Source organism: Herpetosiphon sp. NSE202, from assembly GCF_042688385.1.
Taxonomy (GTDB): Bacteria; Chloroflexota; Chloroflexia; order Chloroflexales; family Herpetosiphonaceae; genus Herpetosiphon.
On the sequence record NZ_JBHUPY010000006.1, the window covers coordinates 1 to 19,500 of the forward strand.

Genomic DNA, 19,500 nt, shown 5'->3' on the forward strand with positions numbered 1-19,500 from the left:
GACCAATTCCGACCAATTCCGACCAATTCCGACCAATTCCGACCAATTCCGACCAATTCCGACCAATTCCGACCAATCCTTTAGTGATGTGGTGCATGACCTCTTAGCCTACCTCGCGCAACAGATGATAGACCTCAACAAAGCCAAGCAACACGAGAGCAAGCGCTTCTTGAACTGGCTTGAAAGCCAACTCCGCATCCAACCAAAAAAAGGCGAAACTGGGATTGAGAGTCTGAGCGGCAAAACGATCATTCAGGGCTACCTTGGCGATTACCAAAAAGGTCAACGCGCGGTGAGTTGGGACGATTTCTTATACGAGTTATATCAAAATCGCAACCGCTTTGCAGCCAACCTGAGCGAGCTAGAAGCCAGCATTAACCAAGCCTACCACCAATCGCTTGCCATATTATTGCCGATTAAACACGATTTGGCCCGCACCGATGCCTTGATCGATAAAATTGTCTATCGCTTGTATGGTCTGAGCGATGCAGAGATTGAGCTAATCGAGCGCCCACAATATGAGCAAGCGTTGAGCGAAGCCAAAGCCAACGTGCTCAAAGATTTGGGGGCGGCGACCAGCGACGAACAAGCAGATGCAATTATCGACAAAATTGCTGAAGAAATTCTGCCTGCTGCCGAGCGCTTCTTCGATCGAGTCGAGCCAATTAGCATTGAAGCCAGCTTGGATGCAGCCTTGCCCAATTGGCGCACCCTGCCGCCGCAAATTCCGACCTTCCTGCGAACTGGCGAATATAGCCTGTTGATGGAAGACGAAACCATGGATTTCTCAGTCAGCGTGATTCCGTTTACCAAGGCAGTTGAAACCCTGCTCTACGAAACGATCTTCAAGCCATTCCGCGACGAATCGGGCTTTGGTGCTGCTGATTGCAAGAATAAATTTTTGGCTGAATTTATGCAAGGCACGCGCCACCTGACCTTGGGCAATTTCCCGATTATGCTGAACAGCAAGAGTGAGCAAGCCTTGCGCAGCTTTGTGAGCCAACGCTTTAGCGAGCGCAATATGTTTGGGCCAGACGGTTTGGCCGAAACGCTCAATAATGATAGCATGCGCAAACTGCGCAACAAAGCCGCTCACGACGAGGTAATTCCACGCAGCGAAGCCGAGCAACTGCGCGAGTGGGCGCTGCAAGTATTACGGAGTTAAGAGAGCATAGAACATAGAACATAGAGCATAGAAAAGGATGAAGGATGAAGGATGAGGGATGAAGGATGAAGAGTATAGAACATAGCTGTAATGGTTCATTGGATTAGCAATCGTGTCCCCTCACCCCCCAGCCCCCTCTCCCACTGAACGCGGGCGAGGGGGAGCAGCCATGTTTCACCCTGCCTTGTGATAACGCGCTTGTACCAGTGGATTTTATACTGAACGCGGGCGAGGGGGAGCAGCCATGTTTCACCCTGCCTTGTGATTAGAACTACGTAATTAAAGCCCCTCGCCCGTTGGACGGGAGAGGGGTTGGGGGTAAGGAGAACACAATCTAGCTAATCTGTGCAATCTGTGGCTAAAAATAATCATTCGTGCAATTCGTGGAATTCGTGGCTAAAAAACCTTCGTGATCTTCGCGCTCTTCGCGGTTTCATTCTCCGTGCATCAGACAAAGGTAAATTTATGCAAATTCCGTATGTGATAGATAATATTGAACAGCGCTTGGCCGATGTGTTGCGCTATTTGTTGCAGCGAGCGAGCGACCAATCGCTGGATATTGCCACAGCCTATTTCAGCATTCGCGGCTTTGAGCAACTGCGCCACGAGCTAGAAACCACAGGCCAAGTGCGCTTGTTGCTGGGCGATAAACCGCTGGCTGGCGATGATTTGGGCATGCGGCCCGATTCGGGCGCGTTTTTGCGTCATGAACTTAATGCCGAAGCCTTTAGCGAACGCACTTTGCGCTTGGTCGAAGCGCTGATTCGTTTTTTGCGCCGCGACCAGGTTGATGTGCGCTTGTATACTGGCTTTTTGCCCGATGAACAAGGGCGACGAGCCTTTTTGCATGCCAAGTGCTATTTGCTCTATGGGCGTTTGGCTGATGCCAATGTGTTCGATCCGCTCACGCCAATTGTGGGCATTGTGGGCAGCAGCAATTTCACTGGGCCGGGCTTGGTCAGCAATCATGAATTGAATTTGGTGCATAAAACTCTGCTGACCGATGCCGAGCTAGATGATGCTGAAGCCAAAGCCACAGTTGCTCAACATGCAGCGCAACAAACCAGCGGCGAGCTTGACGTAGAACAAGAACGCCTGCTCAAAAGCGAAATTGGCACGCGCGCCATCCTCGACCTTTCGCGCTGGTACGAGCAGCAGTGGCAACGCTCAATCGACTATAAAGATCAGTTGATCGAATTGCTTGAAAACTCCAAATTTGGCGGGCGCGAATACACGCCCTACGAAATCTACATGAAAGCGCTGTATCGCTACTTCAAGGACGATTTAGCTGAGCGCGACGAGCAACCAGCAACCCGTTCGGCGGTCGAATTGGCCGAATTCCAAGATGATGCTGTGCGCAAAGCGCGGCGGATTTTGGCTCAATACGATGGCGTGATTGTCGCCGATTCGGTGGGGCTTGGTAAAACCTGGATTGGCAAAAAACTGCTGGAAGATTACGCCTACCATCAGCGCCAAAAAGCCTTGGTCATTTGTCCGGCTTCGTTGCGCGGCATGTGGGAGCGCGAGCTGCGTAGCGCGACGATTGCTGGCCAAGTGCTCACCCAAGAACGGCTTGGTCTCGACGAATTTGATAGCCGCGAGTTTTTGGATGTTGATGTGATTCTGGTTGACGAAGCACATAATTTTCGCAACAAGCGCGCCAAACGCTATCAACAACTTGAGCTTTTGCTGGCCGCCAATGGGCGACGGGGGCGCAGTGGCAATCGCAAAAAGCTCATTATGCTAACCGCCACGCCGATTAACAACAACATTTTCGATTTATACAACCAAATTAATTTGTTTACCGGCAACGATCGCAGCTATTTTGCTTCGGCGGGCATCGGCGATCTCTACAAATATTTCTTGGCAGCGCGGCGCGAATCGATGGAAGCAGGCTCAATTCGGATTTTCAACCTGCTCGAAGAAGTGGTTATTCGGCGCACGCGCCAATTTATTCGCCGTGCCTACCCAGAAGCGCTGATTCATGGCGAGCCAATTCGCTGGCCAACGCGGCAGTTGCACAGCGTCGAATACGATTTGCAAGCGGCCTACAGTGGGCTGTATCAAAATATTATTCGCGCGATTGAAGGCCTGCATTTAGCCCATTACAACCTTGAAGCCTACAAGTTGCGCCCAATTGATCAAGACGATTTTGAGCTTGGGCGGCAAGCAGCCTTGGTTGGCATTTTCAAAAGCCGCTTTCTCAAACGACTCGAATCGAGCATTGAAGCCTTTCGGATTTCGATTCGGCGCTCGTTGGCTTTTGTCAAAACCTTTGCTGAATATGTTCAAGATGGGGTTGTGCTCGATTCAGTCTCATTTCAACAGGCCATGCGCTTGCTTGAAGCCGACGAAGAAGATAGCGACGATAGCACCCCAAGCTCGCAAGCCTCGGCGCTTGATGAGCATGCAGCGGCCAGTGCCATCATTGCCAAACTGCCCAAACTTGAAGCCAGCAAATACGATCGGCGGCGCTTGCATCGGGCGTTGCAAGCAGATATTGACGCGCTGAACGACATTTGGCATGCGATTCGCCAAATTCAGGCCAGCCACGATGCGAAGTTAGTGCAATTGCAAGCCTTGCTCGCCAACCAACTCAATGGTTGCAAAGTTGTGATTTTTACCTACTACAAAGATACGGCGCGTTATTTATATCAGACCCTGACCGACCCAAGCAACGCCGCCTGGCAGGCCAGCCTTGGCAATCCAACCATTCGCCGCATCGATAGCAGCGTCAAAACCAGCGATCGCGCCAAGATTGTTAGCCATTTTGCGCCGCGCGCCAGCAATCAGGCAGATTTGATTGGGACAAGTGAAGAAGTGCAAATTCTAATTGCCACCGATGTGCTCTCCGAAGGCCATAATTTGCAAGATTGCGGCCATTTGCTGAACTACGATCTGCATTGGAATCCAACGCGTATGGTGCAACGAGCAGGCCGGATCGATCGGCTTGGCTCAAACTTCGATGTGTTGCATGTCTACAATATGTTTCCTGAGCGCGAGCTTGAAGCCTTGTTGGGCTTGGTGCGCAGCCTAACCAGCAAAATCGATTTGATCAATCAAACAGGCTTTTTGGATGCAAGTGTGCTTGGCGAAGTGGTTACGCCGCGCGATTTCAACACCCTCAAACGCATCGCCGACGAAGATAATGCTGTCGTTGAGGAGCAAGAATCATTTTTGGAACTGGCAAGTAGCGAATCATTATTTGCTGAATTGCAAAATGTGCTGGCGACCGATGCCCAGCGCTGGCTGACCGACCTTGATGATGGCATTCATTCGGGAATTGAGCGCAGCAATGCTAAGGGCCTGTTTTTCTATTTCACTGCCCCGCGTGATGGCAGCACTGCCCATTTTTGGCGCTACTACGACCTTGCAAAACAGACGATTACCGACAATCGCTACACCATTATGCAACTGATTGCGTGTAGTCCTGATACACCACGCTTTCCGCCGCCCTATCACGAGGTCGATATTTTTGCGATTCACGATACGATTCTGAATAGCATTTTGCGGGATGTGCAGCAACAAGTTACCGCGACGGTGGTTGATAAAATCGTTGCGCCAGAACAGAATGTCATTGCCCAACTATTGCATAATCATTTAGCGCAACCTGGTGTTGATCGGGCTGAAGTGCGCGAATTGCGCAAGATGTTGAAAGAGCCACAGGTTGGGGCGGTTGTGCAACGCTTGCGCAAAGCCCTCAATCGCTATAATGCTGATGCAGATGTGCAGGCCGTGCTTGAGCTATTGCGCGAACTCTACCAAACCCAAGGTCGGAGTACGTTTGAGCCAAATAGCCCAGCCAGCACGATCAAAGCAACTGATCTGACCTTAGTTTGTTATGAATATATTTATGCATAGCCCAAAGACCAAAGAACATAGAGCATAGAACATAGTGAAAGTATGAAGGATGAGGGATGAAGGATGAAGGCCGAGGGGTCGGGGATCAGGGATCGGGGCGATAGGCTTTGGGCTATCGGAACAGTATTCGGGCAATTCGTGGCGAAAAATTAACGCAGCGGCGCAGAGAACGAAAGGATGAATAGAGACCAAAGAACATAGAACATAGAACATAGTGAAAATATGAAGGATGAGGGATGAAGGATGAAGCGTGATCATTCGTGGCTAAAACATGTTCTTCGCGATCTTCGCGTTCTTCGTGGTTCCTAACTTTGTGGCCCTTCGTGTCCTTCGTGGATGAGGTGGTGGTTAAAGCCATGGACCATTACAGCTATTGGAATGGTTTATCATGATACTAGCATCCGCAAACTGCGCAGCAAAGCCGCTATGACGAGATGATTTTACAGGGCGAAGCCGAGCAAGTGCGGGCGTGGGCCATCAAACTGCTTAATATTAGTGCAACCTCCAAGGCATAAATCAGTATAGCTATCTGAGTATTGTTTATACGATCACTTGGAGGGTATGTGGCTAATGAGCTTGTGCAAATTGATTATTTGAGCACTGATACTGTTCGCCAACGCTTTCAAAAACTTGCTAGTCGGATTCAAGATCTTGAGCAATTGCTGCAACGGGGGATGCAACCATTGCGCGATGGAGGATGGCAAGGCGAGTCGGCGCAGCGCTGTTTTAATGAGTTAGATAGCATAGTTTTTCCGGCGATTCGTCGCTTGCAAACAGTTTTTCAAGAAGCTAGCGATCTGACGCGCCAAATTCAGATTGTTTTTCGTTATAGCGAAGAAGAAGCTGCGGCATTGTTCAAAGGTACGGTCGAAGCAGTTGCTGCTAAACCACGTGCTTTCCAAAATGTTCAAGTCGCAGCGCACGTTGAAGAGCAGACCTATAATCCTGAACCATTACGCCAACGTTTGCGCGATTGGCTGGTAGAACGCCAACAACCAGTTGTCCAGGCAGGTGGTGTTGCGGGTGTTCTGCCAATTGCTGGTGGGCTAGCCCTTGCTGATGGCCCCTTGCCGATTGGCGATCTTATTGCTCTTGGTTTGCTTGGGGTTGCAGTAATCGGTGGCGCTGCATTAATCAGCCAAAATGCAACACCTGCAACGCCCAGCCATAATGCAAGCGTCGATGCCGAGAAAATTGGCAATGTAATTGGCGAAACAGAGAAGGCAACTGGGAATATAACCAGCGGCGAAACGTTGACCGAAGATGAAGCACTTGATGCAATTGGTCAATGGATCGGCGATGCTGAGGAAGTTTCACCAGGCGTATTTCGCAGCAAAACCCCGAATGCCGATGGTACCTACAACCAAGGCCGCATCGACGATGGTTCCCTTGCGGGCGATCATTCGCCTGATGTGCCACACGTCCATCTTGAACGAGTCAAACCCGATCCGCGCCGACCTGGCCGCTGGGAATATGTTAGCAATAATCATATTCCAATCGTACCCTAATCAAGGAGTATTGTATGTCGATTGCCTACAACACGATTGGCCTTATCCAATCGGGAACCTATAAAGATTGGTACATTTTGATCAAGCCGCTGACGAATGCCGCAGAAACCAGCTATCAGGTGTTTCTGTGTACCGATCAGAGTTTTCAATTTGATCCTGCTCAACGCCAAACCTTCGATAGTTGGCAACCAAACTTACTGTCGCTCGAAGGCTTGATCGAAGATGAGTATCCAGCGATTGAGTGGCAACCTGAGGTTAAGCTGGCCCAAACTGCGGTGACCTCGACCAAACCTAGGCTAACCGAACGTCTGCGCCAACAGGTCAATAAAACTGATTCTGAAGAGCAGCGAGCATAGCGCATAGCGAAAGTATGAAGGATGAGGGATGAAGGCAAAAGTCAAAAGGCAGAAGGCAAAAATCAAAATAGGCTATAGGCTTCAGGAGTTAGGATTAACGCAGAGGCGCAGAGAACGAAAGGATGAATTATGAGGGATGAGGGATGAAGAGCATAGAACAGAGAGCATAGATAATCAAAAGTCAAAAGAGATGTGAGGAATGGCAGGTTATTGGCTTTTGGCTGATGGCTATTGGGGAGCAGGAACAAAATCAAACAAATCTGTGTCAATCTGTGGCGAAAAAACTTAACCTTTGTGTTCTTCGTGCTCTTTGTGGTTTCAATGCTGCATAGCTTGTGATTTTGCCTTTTGACTTTTGCCTTCTGATTTATTTTATGTTCTATGCTCTCTGTTCTATGTTCTAAATTTCATCCCTCATAATTCATCCTTCATCCTTCTCTATTGTGTTCCCATGCAAGCCGATTTTGCGCTATAATTCGCCCGTTGTTGAGTTCAGGGTGATAACTATGCCACGTTTCGCTGCGCTGCGTGCCTTTGGGCGACGCTTCCCCGATTTGATCAGCTTGCTTTTATTGTTGGTAATCCTTTGGATGGCTTGGGGAGTACGATCGATCAATCGTGCTGATTGGGATGGCTACGCGCCACTCATTCACCCAGACGAGTATTACCTCAAGGATGCGATTACGCCCAACCTGCGTGTTCCCGATTCGTTTTTGAGCTATCTCAGAACCGAATGTGAGATTGTGACCAACGATCAAGGCGTGGCCCAACTGAAGAATACGCGTAATCCAGAAGAGCCTGATCTGAGCAAACAACGGCCTAGCGCAACCAGCGGCTGTAACTCACTCAACCCGCGCACGATTGATCAAGGCTATGTTTATGGCTCGTTGCCAGTTGCCAGCGTGCGCTACTTAACTGAAAAATTCTACCCTGAAATTGAACCAGACCAACTATCGAGCCGCCAAATTGCCGTGGTTGGCCGCACCGTCTCAACAATTGCCGATTTGATTTCAATCGTACTCTTGTTTTTGCTTGGCCGCACGCTCAATAGCCGCCGCATTGGCTTGTTGGCTGGCTTTTGTTTTGCTTGGTCGCCAGCCCTCATTCAACATGCCCACTTTTTTGTCGTCGATGGTCAGGCGGCGATGTATGGCCTGTTGACCTTGTATGCGAGCACGCGTTTGGCCCAATCGCGCCAATGGTGGAGCGCATTTCTCAACACCATGTTTGCTGGTGCAGCCTTAGCTTTGGCGGTTTCCTGCAAAATTACCCTCGCGCCACTTGGTGGGATTATTGCGATTGCTGCCATGGTGGCTTATTGGCATAATCCAGCGCATTTACGTGCTAACCACTCGCCAGCCGTACTTTTCCATCGGCTGTTTTGGAGTGGTATGCATGCTTTGCCTTTTGCTGTTCTAGCCTTGTTAGTAATGTTGTTTACGCTGCGTTTTAGCATGCCCGATGCCTTCAATGGCATTGGCCCAGATGAGCGTTTTATTGAGGCAATTGGCCGTGCTAGTGCAACTTCATCTGGTGATGTTGATGCACCTTCATCGCATCAATGGGCTGGCCGCAGCAACTATACCTACGAATTGACCAACATGATTCGCTGGGGCATGGGCGTGCCTTTGGGCGTGGCGGCATGGCTTGGCTGGCTGGCATTTGGGGTTGCACTATTGCGCTCAACATCACGCCAGCGTTTGCTTGGCCTCTTGCCAATGTGGCTTTGGACAGGGATTTATTTCTTCTGGCAGGGCGGCTTGATGATCAAGCCGATGCGCTATTTGCTGCCGATTTATGGCCCGTTAATTTTATTTGCGGCGTGGGGCTTGATTAGCTTTATCGATTGGGCGCGGCGCGAAGGCACACCGTTACTGTTTCGCAAAGTGCCGTTGCATGGCTTGGCAGTGGGCCTCACCAGCATGGTGGCGCTGGTAACGCTGCTCTGGGGCTGGGGTTTTAGCCGGATCTATGAGCGACCACATACCCGGATTCAAGCTTCTGCTTGGGCGCACGCCAACCTGCCGCCGGGCAGCACTCACACCTCCGATTCGTGGGATATTGGCATTCCAGCCATGGAAAATTGGATCTGGACTGATGTGCAGTTGCCAATTGTCAATGAAAATGATGCTGGCTCGATTGAGCAAATTCTGCAAGTTGCCAACCAAGCCAACTATTTGGCCTTTACCTCAAATCGTGCCTACGATTCGCTTGATCAATTGCCGATGCGTTTTCCGGCCACGCTCAATTTCTTCAAGGGCATTTTCGATGGCTCGCTGGGCTACGAAAAAGTTGCCGATTTCAGTTCGTATCCTTCGTTTTTGGGTATCAGCATTCCCGATGATCACGCCACCGAAGATTGGAGCGTTTACGATCATCCTCGGGTGACGATTTGGAAGCGCACTGATAGCTGGAATGTTGATGCAGCACGCCAGCAAATTTTGCGTGATGTGAATGTTGATGAAATTTATAAGTTGCGGCCCAAAGTTGCCACGCCAATGCCAACTATGTTGCAACAAACTGTGGCCGAATGGCGCGAGCAACTGACTTCGGGCACGTGGGCTTGGGTTTTTGATGGCGTTGCCAATGTTGCGCCATTGATTTTCTGGGTTTTGGCGCTAGAAGTGCTGGGCTTGGCGGCCTTTGGTCTGCTGTGGCGCTTAAAATTGCCCTTGCCTGACCGTGGCTTGGGCATGGCGCGGCTGGTTGGTCTATTTGCCCTGGCCTTGATTGCATGGCTGCCAGCGGCATGGCATTGGTGGTCGTTCAATCGCTTCTGGATTGCTGGGGTCTATCTGGTTTTGGTTGGCTTGGGCGGGGTTAGTTTGCTGCGTTCGCGCCACGAATTACGCTTGTGGTGGCAGACGCGCCGCGCGGCAATTCTCACGTCGCAGGCGATTTATCTGGTTGGCTTTTTGATTTTGCTGACGATTCGCTACCTGAACCCCGATTTATGGCACCCAGCCATGGGCGGCGAAAAGCCCATGAATTTGGCCTACCTGACGGCGACGCTCAAATCGGTGCAGTTCCCGCCCTATGACCCATGGTTTGCTGGCGGCTACATGAACTACTACTATTGGGGCTATGTGCTGATGGGCATGCCGATGAAGCTGTTGGCGATTCGCCCAGAGGTTGGCTTCAATCTGGCATTAATTAGCTTGTTTGCCATGACCGCGCAACTGAGTGGCAGTTTTGGCTACAATCTGCTTTCGACGCTTGGGCGAGCTGCCAAAAAGATCGAGCGCCGCGCCTGCATGACGGCGGTTGGGGCGGCGGTAGCCTTGATGCTCTTGGGCAATTTGGTCCAGCCAGTCTTTTATTTCAATAGTGCCCGGATTTTGGGCAACAGCGAGTTAAGTTGGTCGAATCCTGAGCAATCGAGCCAAGGTATTTGGCTGGAAGGTGGCTCGCCGTTGGCTGATGCAGCGGCAGGCTTTGCCAAACGGCTCGATGGCGAATCGTTCAATTTGCGCCCAGAATGGCCCTATTGGAATGCAACGCGGGTGATTCCGCCCAGCACAATTAGCGAATTTCCCTTCTTCTCGTTTTTATATGGCGATTTGCATGCCCACATTATTGGGCTTTCGCTGCTCGTCTTGCTCTTGCTGAGCCTGGTTGGCTTGTACAAAGCGCCCACGATTTCGGCCAAAGCCTTGGCAGGTTGGAGCGTGGCGCTGGGCATTTTGATTGGCGCACTCAAGGCCACCAATGTGTGGGATTATCCGCTGAGCCTAGCGTTGGCGGCAGTTGCCTTGTTGGTGGTTGGGGTGCAACAAAGCCGCAATGTCGCTTGGCCCAAGCGCTGGTTGTGGATTGTGCTGCCACCGCTGGCAGTGTTTGTGGTGATGACCGTGGTTTGGTCGCCATTCAACCGCTATTTGGCGACTGGCGACTATGGCAAGCCCCAATTGCTGACCAACGACCAACGCATGACAATTCGCGAATTCACTGCGTTGTATGGCTTGTGGTTCTGGATTTTGATTCCATGGATGCTGCTGCTGGCGCGGCGAATTTGGGGCATGCGCAACACCTTAATTGGGATTGGTGCCAGCCTCGTCTGGATGGCGTTGATCAGCCTGCTGCAAAATGTGGTAACCCCGCTTGATATGAGCGTTGAGCCAGGCAAAGTAGCGCTGTTGATTGATAATTTATTCAAGCAGGCGATTGCCCAACGTGCTGCCTCAATCGTGGTTCTATTGCCGCTGGCAGTTTGGGGAATTTCGCTGTTGTGGAGTGCCTTGGCTGGGCGCACCAGACGACGCGAAGTTGTGCCCTTGGCCTTGACGACTGCTGGCATTTTGCTGGTGCTCTTGACCGAAACGATTGTCTTGCCCGGCGCTGGACGCATGAACGTGGTGTTTAAGCTTGGTTACGAGGCTTGGGCCTTGTTGGCCTTGTCAGCAGCTAGTGTTGTGCCATTGACCTTGAGTGCCTTCCGCAGCGGGTTGCGTTCTGGTTTGGCGGCTCCATTGCGCATCTCGTGGGCAACCGTCACGGGCTTGTTGGTGCTTGGCGCTTTGGTCTATCCAATTACCGCCACCCAAGCCAAAGTTTCCGATCGCTATGTGGCCGATGCGCCGCGTGGGCTTGATGGCATGGCTTGGATGGAAGGCGCGACCTGGGTTGAAAATCGCGAAATTGCGCTTAAAGACGATGCAGCGGCGATTCGCTGGTTGCGCGCCAACGTCGAAGGCACGCCAACTGTGCTCGAAGCCAGCACCTCAGCCTATCGCTGGAACAGCCGCATTGCAACTTGGACTGGCCTGCCAACCTTGATCGGCTGGGATGGTCACGAGAATCAGCAACGTGCACCAGCAGAAGCAGCTGGGATTATCGCCAATCGTAAAAATATCATTCAGCAAATTTACACCGCATTTGATGCCAATACCGCCCAAAATTACCTCGACCGCTATGGCGTGAGCGTAATTTATCTTGGCGGCTTGGAGCGTGCGGTCTACGGCGATTTGTTGCCAGTTTTTGAGCAACTGAAGGCCTCGGGGCGTTGGCGCATTGGCTACGACAGCGGCACAACCCAAATCTACCTGCGCACCGATGCCAAAGTACCTGAGCCAAGCGCCTTGCCGCCAACCGAGTTGCCGGGCATTCCGCCAGCCAATCCGGTTGCGGCGATTAGCATGGCCGAAAAGCCCTTGCCCCAAGCCACGGTCGATAACAAAGTCGAAACCCCACGCGTTGATGGCTTCTCAGATTGGGCTTGGATCAACCAAAATCAGGGCGCTGCAATCGTGTTGTGGTTGCTATTTTTTGAATTGGTGGGCTTGCTAGCCTTCCCAATTGTGGCTCAAGCCTTGCGTTCGTCGTTAGCCGCAGCTTGGAGCGCCAGCAAAATTGCTGGAATCTTGCTGCTTGGCTGGCTGATTTGGCTGCCAACCAGCCTTGGCTTCTGGCAGTGGACGCGGCTCAGCGTGGTTGTAGGCTTCGCAATGTTGGCGGCCTTGGCAGTTGCGGCATGGTATTTTGGTGCGGCCCAACGGATTCGCGCTGGCTGGCGACAACAACGGCGCAACATCATCATCAGCGAGTTGGTTTTTGTCAGCTTGTTTGCGCTTTGGACCTTGGTTCGGGCAGCCAATTCTGATTTGTGGCATCCCTACTGGGGTGGCGAAAAGCCGTTTGAATTTGGCTTTTTGAATGCAGTGTTGCGCTCGCCCAACATGCCACCGCTCGATCCATTCTATTCGCAAGGCACGATCAACTACTACTACTACGGCCTGTATTTGATGGCCTTGCCGATGAAGTTGTTTGGGTTGAACTCGGCAATTGGCTTTAATTTGGCGGTTGCCACAGTTGGCGCGTTGATCGGCATTGGAGCTTGGGCAGTGGGCTTGGTGGTTACGCGGCGGCTCAAAGTTGCCGCCATGGCCTTGGTTGCAGTGGCCATCATCGGCAATTTGGCAGGCGTGTTGCCAATTGGTACCTCGACCGGAATTGGCGGCGTGGTGCGGGCTTGGCAAGCGTGCGAGTTGGGTGGCGAAGGCCGCGAAGCTGCTTGTGCGCCGCTCGATAGCAACACCAGTTTGGGTGCGATGCTCGGCGATGCGCTAGCCAATGGCACGCGCGAAAACTTTACCCGCCGTTTGGGCGGCGGCGTGCCATGGTTCTGGGGGCCAAGTCGGGTCACTGTTAGCGATCAACTTAATACGATTAATGAATTTCCTGCCTGGAGCATTATTTTTGCCGATTTACACCCGCACCTGATTGCCTTGCCAATAACCTTGTTGGTGGTGGCCTTGGCGTGGGAAGTGAGCAGACGACGACGCTTACGCCGCCAATTGCCAGCGTTTGGTTTAGCAGCCTTGGCGGTTGGCTCATTAGCAGCGGCCAATGCATGGGATGTGCCAACCTACGGCTTGGTGCTCATAGTTGGCTTGATGGCGCGGGGTTGGCAAGCGCCGCAACGCCGTTGGTGGTCGACGCTTGGTTATAGCCTGCTAGGTGTGGCAACGGTGGCGCTTGGTTTGCTGCTGTATGCGCCATTCTTGGGCAGCTATAAAGCGCCGGTTGGTGGCGTATGGCCAATTCGGGTTGGCACAGCACTTGTGCCGTGGCTGGCGATTTATGGCCTGTTTGTACTGGTGATCACTGCTTGGCTGTTGTTACCGCTTAAACGCGCCGAACCTACGCCATTTTTGGATTGGGTGAAAGCGACGCGTGGGCGCTGGCTGATTGGCTATGGCTTGGCTGCGGCGGCCTTGGTTGTGTTACTTTTGACCCGTAGCGCTGCTGGCAAGAGTGCGCTTACCGAGCCTTCGGTTTTGCCAGGCTTGGCAGCAATCTATAAGCCAATTTTCAGCGCTGGCATTCCGGTGCGCTTAGCGATTGGCTTGCTCTTGGCGGGCCTCATTCGGCGCTTTATCAATCGGGTGGCCTCGCCATCGGCGCGCTGGGCAATTGTGCTGGGCTTGGTCGGCGGCTTAGTGGCCTTGGGTGTCGAAATGTTGTTCATTCGTGATCACCTTGCACCTGGCACGTGGGAAGGCGGTCCTGGCGATTCAGAGCGAATGAACACAGTTTTCAAATTTGGTTATCAAGTTTGGGTGCTGTGGGCTTTGAGCGCGAGCCTGCTGTTGCCGCATATTGCTTCGGCCCTGCGCAGCTCGCGGGTGGCCAAATATAGTTGGCAAACGGTGGTTACGATTGGGGTTGTGATTGGCCTATTCTTCCCGATTTTTGGCACGCTCAGTCGGGTTGGCATGCGCTTCGATAAACCAGTGCAAGGCTTGACCCTTGATGGCTTGGCCTATATGCAAACTGCTGAATATAGCGTCAACAATGGCATAGTTAATCTGGCTGACGATCTGGCGGCAATTCGCTGGATTACCGAGAATATTACTGGCACCGAAATTTTGCTGCAATCGGAGCAAGAATTCTATCGCGCTTATGGCATTCGGATTACGGCCAACACTGGCTTGCCAACCGTCATTAGTGCTTTGCATGCTGGCGAACAACGGCCTGGGCCATTGGTTGACCAACGGATTCGCGATGTGCTGGAGATTTATAGCAGCCTTGATGTGTTGCGCACCCAATGGTTGCTGAATAAATATGGCGTGGATTATGTGTATGTTGGCCAGATTGAGCGCTTGCGCGACCCAATGGGCGTTGATAAATTTGTGACGATGCCCGGCGTGCAGCAAGTTTATCAACAGAATAGCGTCACAATCTACAAAACCACTCCGCAATTGCGCGAGCTAGCGATGCAATGGCGTGATGGCGTGCCTGCAACGCCAGCAGTGCCGAACACGCCGGTTGATCAGGCTGGCAATCAAGTTGAGGCGGCGGTTGCGCTTTACGAAAGCGACCCCAACAATGCTGGCTATGCCTTCGAGGCTGGCAAGCAATTGTGGCAGTCGGGCCAAGCTGATCGCGCGGCTGCGATTTTGGGTCGGGCTGCCGATGTTCACCCCAACGATATTGGTTTGCACCATCTCTTGGGCGATGTGCTGCTCTCGCTGAAACGCTACGATCAGGTGGTGTTGGCCTACGAACAAGCCTATAATGCAGGGCCAAACCCGCAAAACCAAACCAAACTAGGCCAAGGCTATTTGGCTTGGGCCGAGATTGATAGCACCAAACTTGATGCGGCGGCGGCCCAATTTAGCGCGGCGATTCTGGCCGATAGCCAATTTGCCGACCCGCACTACCATCTGGCCGAAGTGTATCGGTTGCAAAATAATCCTGCCGAGGCTCGCCGCGAATACGAAACCTATTTGAGTATCGCCCCGCCCGAGGGCTTATGGGTAGGTTCGGCGCAGGAGCGCTTGAAGAACCTGCCATAGTGAGTTGTTATGATTGCTTGGTGGTTAAGGATCGTTTTAATCGGAATTCTCGCGCTGCCGCTGAGTATGCGCGTGTTTGGCCATTTGCCAGGGCGGGGATTGGCGTGGAGCAAGGCACTAGGCCTGTTGGTTGTTGCATGGCTGGCTTGGATGGGCGCGATGCTCAATCTTTCGGGCTTCGATGGCGTGACGGTTGGCTTGGGCCTAATCGGCCTTGGCACGCTGAGCTGGTTTGTGCAAAAGCCCTTTGATAAAGCGCGCATGCTGGCGGCAATTCGCCAACATTGGCCTGAATGGCTGGCCTACGAACTGTTATTTGGGCTGGTTTTCTGGCTGGGCATTCAGTTGCGTTTGCATGGGTTGTATGGATCGGGGATTCATTCCACCGAAAAACCCATGGAAGCGATGCTGTTTAGCGCCGTGTTGAATAGCTCCAGCTATCCGCCAAGCGATTTATGGTTGGCGGGATTTAGTGTTAATTATTATTATTTTGGCTATGTGCTGATCAGCGTTTTGAGCGTGTTGAGTGGCGCGACGCTTGGCGAAACCTTCAATTTAGGCTTAGCCACGATTATTGGCTTAGGTAGCCTTGGAATTGCTGGTTTAGTCACAACGATGGTGCGGTTGTGGTGGCACGATTATGTGCTATCGCGTTTGCGCTTGGCTGGAATTGCCGCCCTTGGCGTGCTTGGCTGTGTGCTGGTGCTGATGGTGGGCAACCAAATGGGGGCTTTGCAAACGATCATCAATTCTGCCGAGGTTAATAAGCTCACCGATAGCCAACGGGTTTCGGTGCTATGGCAAGCATTGCAAGGCATCGAGCCTGCTAGCGTCGATCCTGCAACGCTCAAATCGGATAACCCAGGCGAGTCTAAAAGCTCGACCTTGCCACCAATGGGCGAGAAATTTAATGCTTGGTGGCCATCACGGGTGATCTACGACGATAGCGAAGAAACGACGATCATCGTTGATAACCAGCAACGCACGGGGATGTTTCAGCGCGAGATTATTACCGAATTCCCCTTCTTCAGCTTCTATTTGGCCGATATGCACCCGCATGTGCTCGCGATTCCGCTGACGCTTTTGGCCATTGCCTTGGCTTTGGCGTTGTTTGTGCGGCCTGCAATGCTGCGCTTTCCCAAGCACGATTGGCTTGAATTGGCCATGGCTGGCTTGGTAATTGGCGGCTTGTACGCGGCTAATTCATGGGATGCGCCAACCTTTGGTGTGTTGTATGCTTTGGGCTTGGTCAACTTGTGGCGGAGTCATACGCCGCAGCCAACGCGCCGCGACTGGTTGCATGTGGCTGGTCAAGTTGGCTTGGTGGTGTTGGCAGCGGTTTTGCTCTATATGCCATTCTTGCTCACATTTACCTCGTTTGCTGGCCGCGATACGATTCCTGAACCCTTCGCCAACATCCCAATTATCAACAGTTTGGGCAAAATTATGGCTCCAGCCCGTGATCATTCAGGCTGGACTGATTTGCTGATCATTTTTGGTTTGTTCTTGGTGCCAATCGTTGCATGGCTGACGCGCATCGTCAAAGTATGGCAACAATGGGCAGTGATTGGGGTGGTGCTGCTGATTGGCTTGATCGCAGGCATTCCAGCGGTCGTGTTTTTACCAATTGCCGTGATCTGTTGGCAAACAGCCTGGCAACGCAACCAGCGCGATGTGCAAAACTTTAGCTTGATTGTGGTTGGCTTGGCAGCCTTATTGATTGTGGTTGTCGATTTTCTGTATCTGCGCGACATTTTTGATAATCGTATGAACACAGTTTTCAAGGTCTATTATCAAGCTTGGATGCTGTTGGGGATTATTGCGGCTGCCAGTATTTGGGGCTTGTTGAGCAATGGCCAGTGGCGACGCTGGACGAATGGCATTTGGGTGCCATTATTTGGGCTATTGTTGGCTGGCGGCTTGGTCTACCCAATTTCAGTGATCAACCCGCGAACCTCGCCCTCGTGGGATGCGAGTGGCGCGAAACTAGATGGGATTGAAAGCTCTCAACACTTTTTGGAGCCAATTCGTAAAGCCGCAGCTTGGCTTGAAGCAAACACTCCGCGCACCAGCGTTTTGGCAAACGCGCCTGGCAGTAGCTATCAAGATGGCGGCGAATTGGCGACCTTAAGCGCTCGGCCAACCCTTTTGGCGTGGCCTGGTTCTCACGAAGGCTTGTGGCGTAGCAAGCAGCCCGATGCCAGCCAACAAGTAGCGCAGCGCCAAGGCGATCTGAATGCAATTTATAATGCAACCGATCTAAATCAACTACGCGAAGTGCTGACTCGCCAAAAAGTTAATTATGTGGTTTGGGGGCCGAATGAGCAAAAAGCGTATCCCCAAGCCAATATTGGCTTGCTCGAACAAGCAGCGACCAAAGTCTACGAAGCCGATGGCTGGATTATTTATCAGGTACAACCCTAGGAGCATGGAATGCGCTTAACTGAACAATTACGCCAAGTTGGGCGTTGGCTCTGCATCGCTGGCGGCATCTTGCTTGGCTTAGGCGTGCTATTTCTTGGCTTTGAAATTCGCCAAATTGGCTTTAAGCTTGCAGATTTGGCAGGCATGCTTGGCATCAGTATTGTGATTCCAGTGGCAATTTATTTTTATCAAATTAAGATCCATTGGCGCAAATTGCGCGAACGCTTGCTAAAGGCCGAAACCGCCCGCGATTTTAAACTGCTGCCAGCGCTCAAGCCCTTGCCTATCTTGGCATGGCTGATTTGGGCAGTGATCGCCTATGCTTGTGCCTATATTTTTGGTGGAGCCTTTACGATCTTTTTTGGGGCCTTTTTAATTGGCTTTGGGCTGGCTAACCCCAAACTTTCCAAGAATGTTGAGCAACTTGAAGCAGGGCGAGCCTTGTTCTATGCTCAGCGCGATTTACGTGGTCGGCCAATTGTGGTCCGAGTTTTGCCAGAGATGCTTTTGGCACGCGATTGACGTTACAGGTATAATTAAAGCTCAATCTATGCAATGAGGTCTCCATGCGATCTGAATCCGCTTCACACCGTTATGGCGAACATCGCATTTATTTGAGCTTAGCACCAGGCATTGGCTGCACCCGTCGGTTGATGGCCGATGCCCAACTGCTGGCAGCCCAAGGCTATGATGTTGGGATTGCCTTTAATGCTTCAAGCGATTATTTATGCGATTTTGCCCGTGGTTTGCGGCCTTTACCTTTAATCTACGAGCGCCAGAACAATCAACGGATTGAAGCGCTTGATCTCGAAACGATTCTGCGTGATCCACCCCAAATTATTGTGCTTGGCAATTTAGCCCATCAACACGGCTTGCCAGATCAGCCAATCGAGCCGTTGAAGCTGGTCGAGCAACTGCGTATGGCCGGAGTTGCCGTTTGGTCAACAATCTATGCCTATAATTTGACCACGATTGCGCCTATTTTTACCCGTTTGACTGACATTACGCCAACGCCGATTATTCCTGAAACGGCCTTGGAGCAAGCCAGCGAGTTGGTGCTGATCGATCCTGAGCCAATTGATATTATTCGCCAGCTGGATGAAGGGCTTTTGCTGGCTCCGCCAGAGGCTGAGCAAGCGCGTAGCACCTCGTTGCGCCTTGATGTGTTGAATCAACTGCGGGCTGCAACCCATGCCTTGCTCGAAATTCGCCGTCCATTGAGCGATAGTGCCGAACGTCCGCGCTGGTTGGTGGGGATTGGCTTTAATCCAAGCGCCATGTATTTGTTGCAACGGGCCGCCGATTTGGCCTATGGCATGGGTGCATTGCTGATTGGGGTGCATATTCGCCCGCCTGGTGGTGGCTCAAGTGGCTATCGTTTGGCGGCCCGCGAACACCTTGATTATGCCGATGAACTGTGCCACGAGGTGGTAATTATCGAGGAGAAAGATGTGGCGGCAGCGATGCTCCAAGTGGCGCACGAGCAACACGCCACTGGTATCTTTATTGGGCGGCCTGTGCGCTCACGTTGGGATGAGCTGCGCGGTGGCTCATTGTTGACCAAACTGATCAACAGTGACCGCGATTTGGATATTTTCGTCTTGGCCGATGCACCGCGCTAAAAGAAGGCTATGGGCTGTAGGCTATGGGCTATCGGAATGTTTGAGATATCCAAAATGTTCTGTTAGACCATAGCCTTATCCACTCTGCGCCTTTGCGTTAAAAATTTAGCCGTTGAAACCGCGAAGAACACGAAGAGCGCGAAGGTTAAGTTTTTTAGCCACAGATTGGCACAGATTATTTTGATTTTATTCCTGCTCCCCGATAGCCAACAGCCAATAGCCTCGCATCCTCTGCGCCTTTGCGTTAAGAATTCAGCCGTTGAAACC

Annotated in this window: 7 protein-coding genes and 1 pseudogene; all 8 read left to right on the top strand. The window is 51.9% G+C overall.

Going from position 1 to position 19,500, the window contains the following annotated elements; genetic code table 11:
- A pseudogene (locus tag ACFMKP_RS07950) lies at positions 1–1,165 on the top strand (hypothetical protein); the annotation flags it as partial.
- A gap of 465 nt (positions 1,166–1,630) precedes the next feature.
- Positions 1,631–5,026 (top strand): helicase-related protein, encoded by a 3,396-nt coding sequence (locus ACFMKP_RS07955; RefSeq protein ID WP_382290693.1) that lies wholly within the window; start codon positions 1,631–1,633, stop codon positions 5,024–5,026.
- Positions 5,027–5,589: 563 nt separating this feature from the next.
- Entirely contained in the window at positions 5,590–6,534 is a 945-nt protein-coding gene (locus ACFMKP_RS07960; protein ID WP_382290695.1) for a WXG100 family type VII secretion target, read from the top strand.
- 14 nt (positions 6,535–6,548) lie between these two features.
- The gene (locus tag ACFMKP_RS07965) at positions 6,549–6,890 is read left to right on the top strand and encodes a hypothetical protein (protein ID WP_382290697.1); all 342 of its coding nucleotides are present in this window, start codon (positions 6,549–6,551) and stop codon (positions 6,888–6,890) included.
- Positions 6,891–7,396: 506 nt separating this feature from the next.
- Positions 7,397–15,187 (top strand): DUF2298 domain-containing protein, encoded by a 7,791-nt coding sequence (locus ACFMKP_RS07970; protein ID WP_382290699.1) that lies wholly within the window; start codon positions 7,397–7,399, stop codon positions 15,185–15,187.
- Positions 15,188–15,196: 9 nt separating this feature from the next.
- Positions 15,197–17,611, top strand: coding sequence for a DUF2298 domain-containing protein (locus ACFMKP_RS07975; RefSeq protein WP_382290702.1), 2,415 nt, complete (start codon positions 15,197–15,199; stop codon positions 17,609–17,611).
- A 9-nt stretch (positions 17,612–17,620) separates the two neighbouring features.
- On the top strand, positions 17,621–18,133 hold the full coding sequence (locus ACFMKP_RS07980; protein ID WP_382290705.1) for a hypothetical protein: 513 nt from the start codon (positions 17,621–17,623) through the stop codon (positions 18,131–18,133).
- 44 nt (positions 18,134–18,177) lie between these two features.
- On the top strand, positions 18,178–19,233 hold the full coding sequence (locus tag ACFMKP_RS07985; protein WP_382290707.1) for a hypothetical protein: 1,056 nt from the start codon (positions 18,178–18,180) through the stop codon (positions 19,231–19,233).
- Positions 19,234–19,500 lie beyond the last annotated feature (267 nt).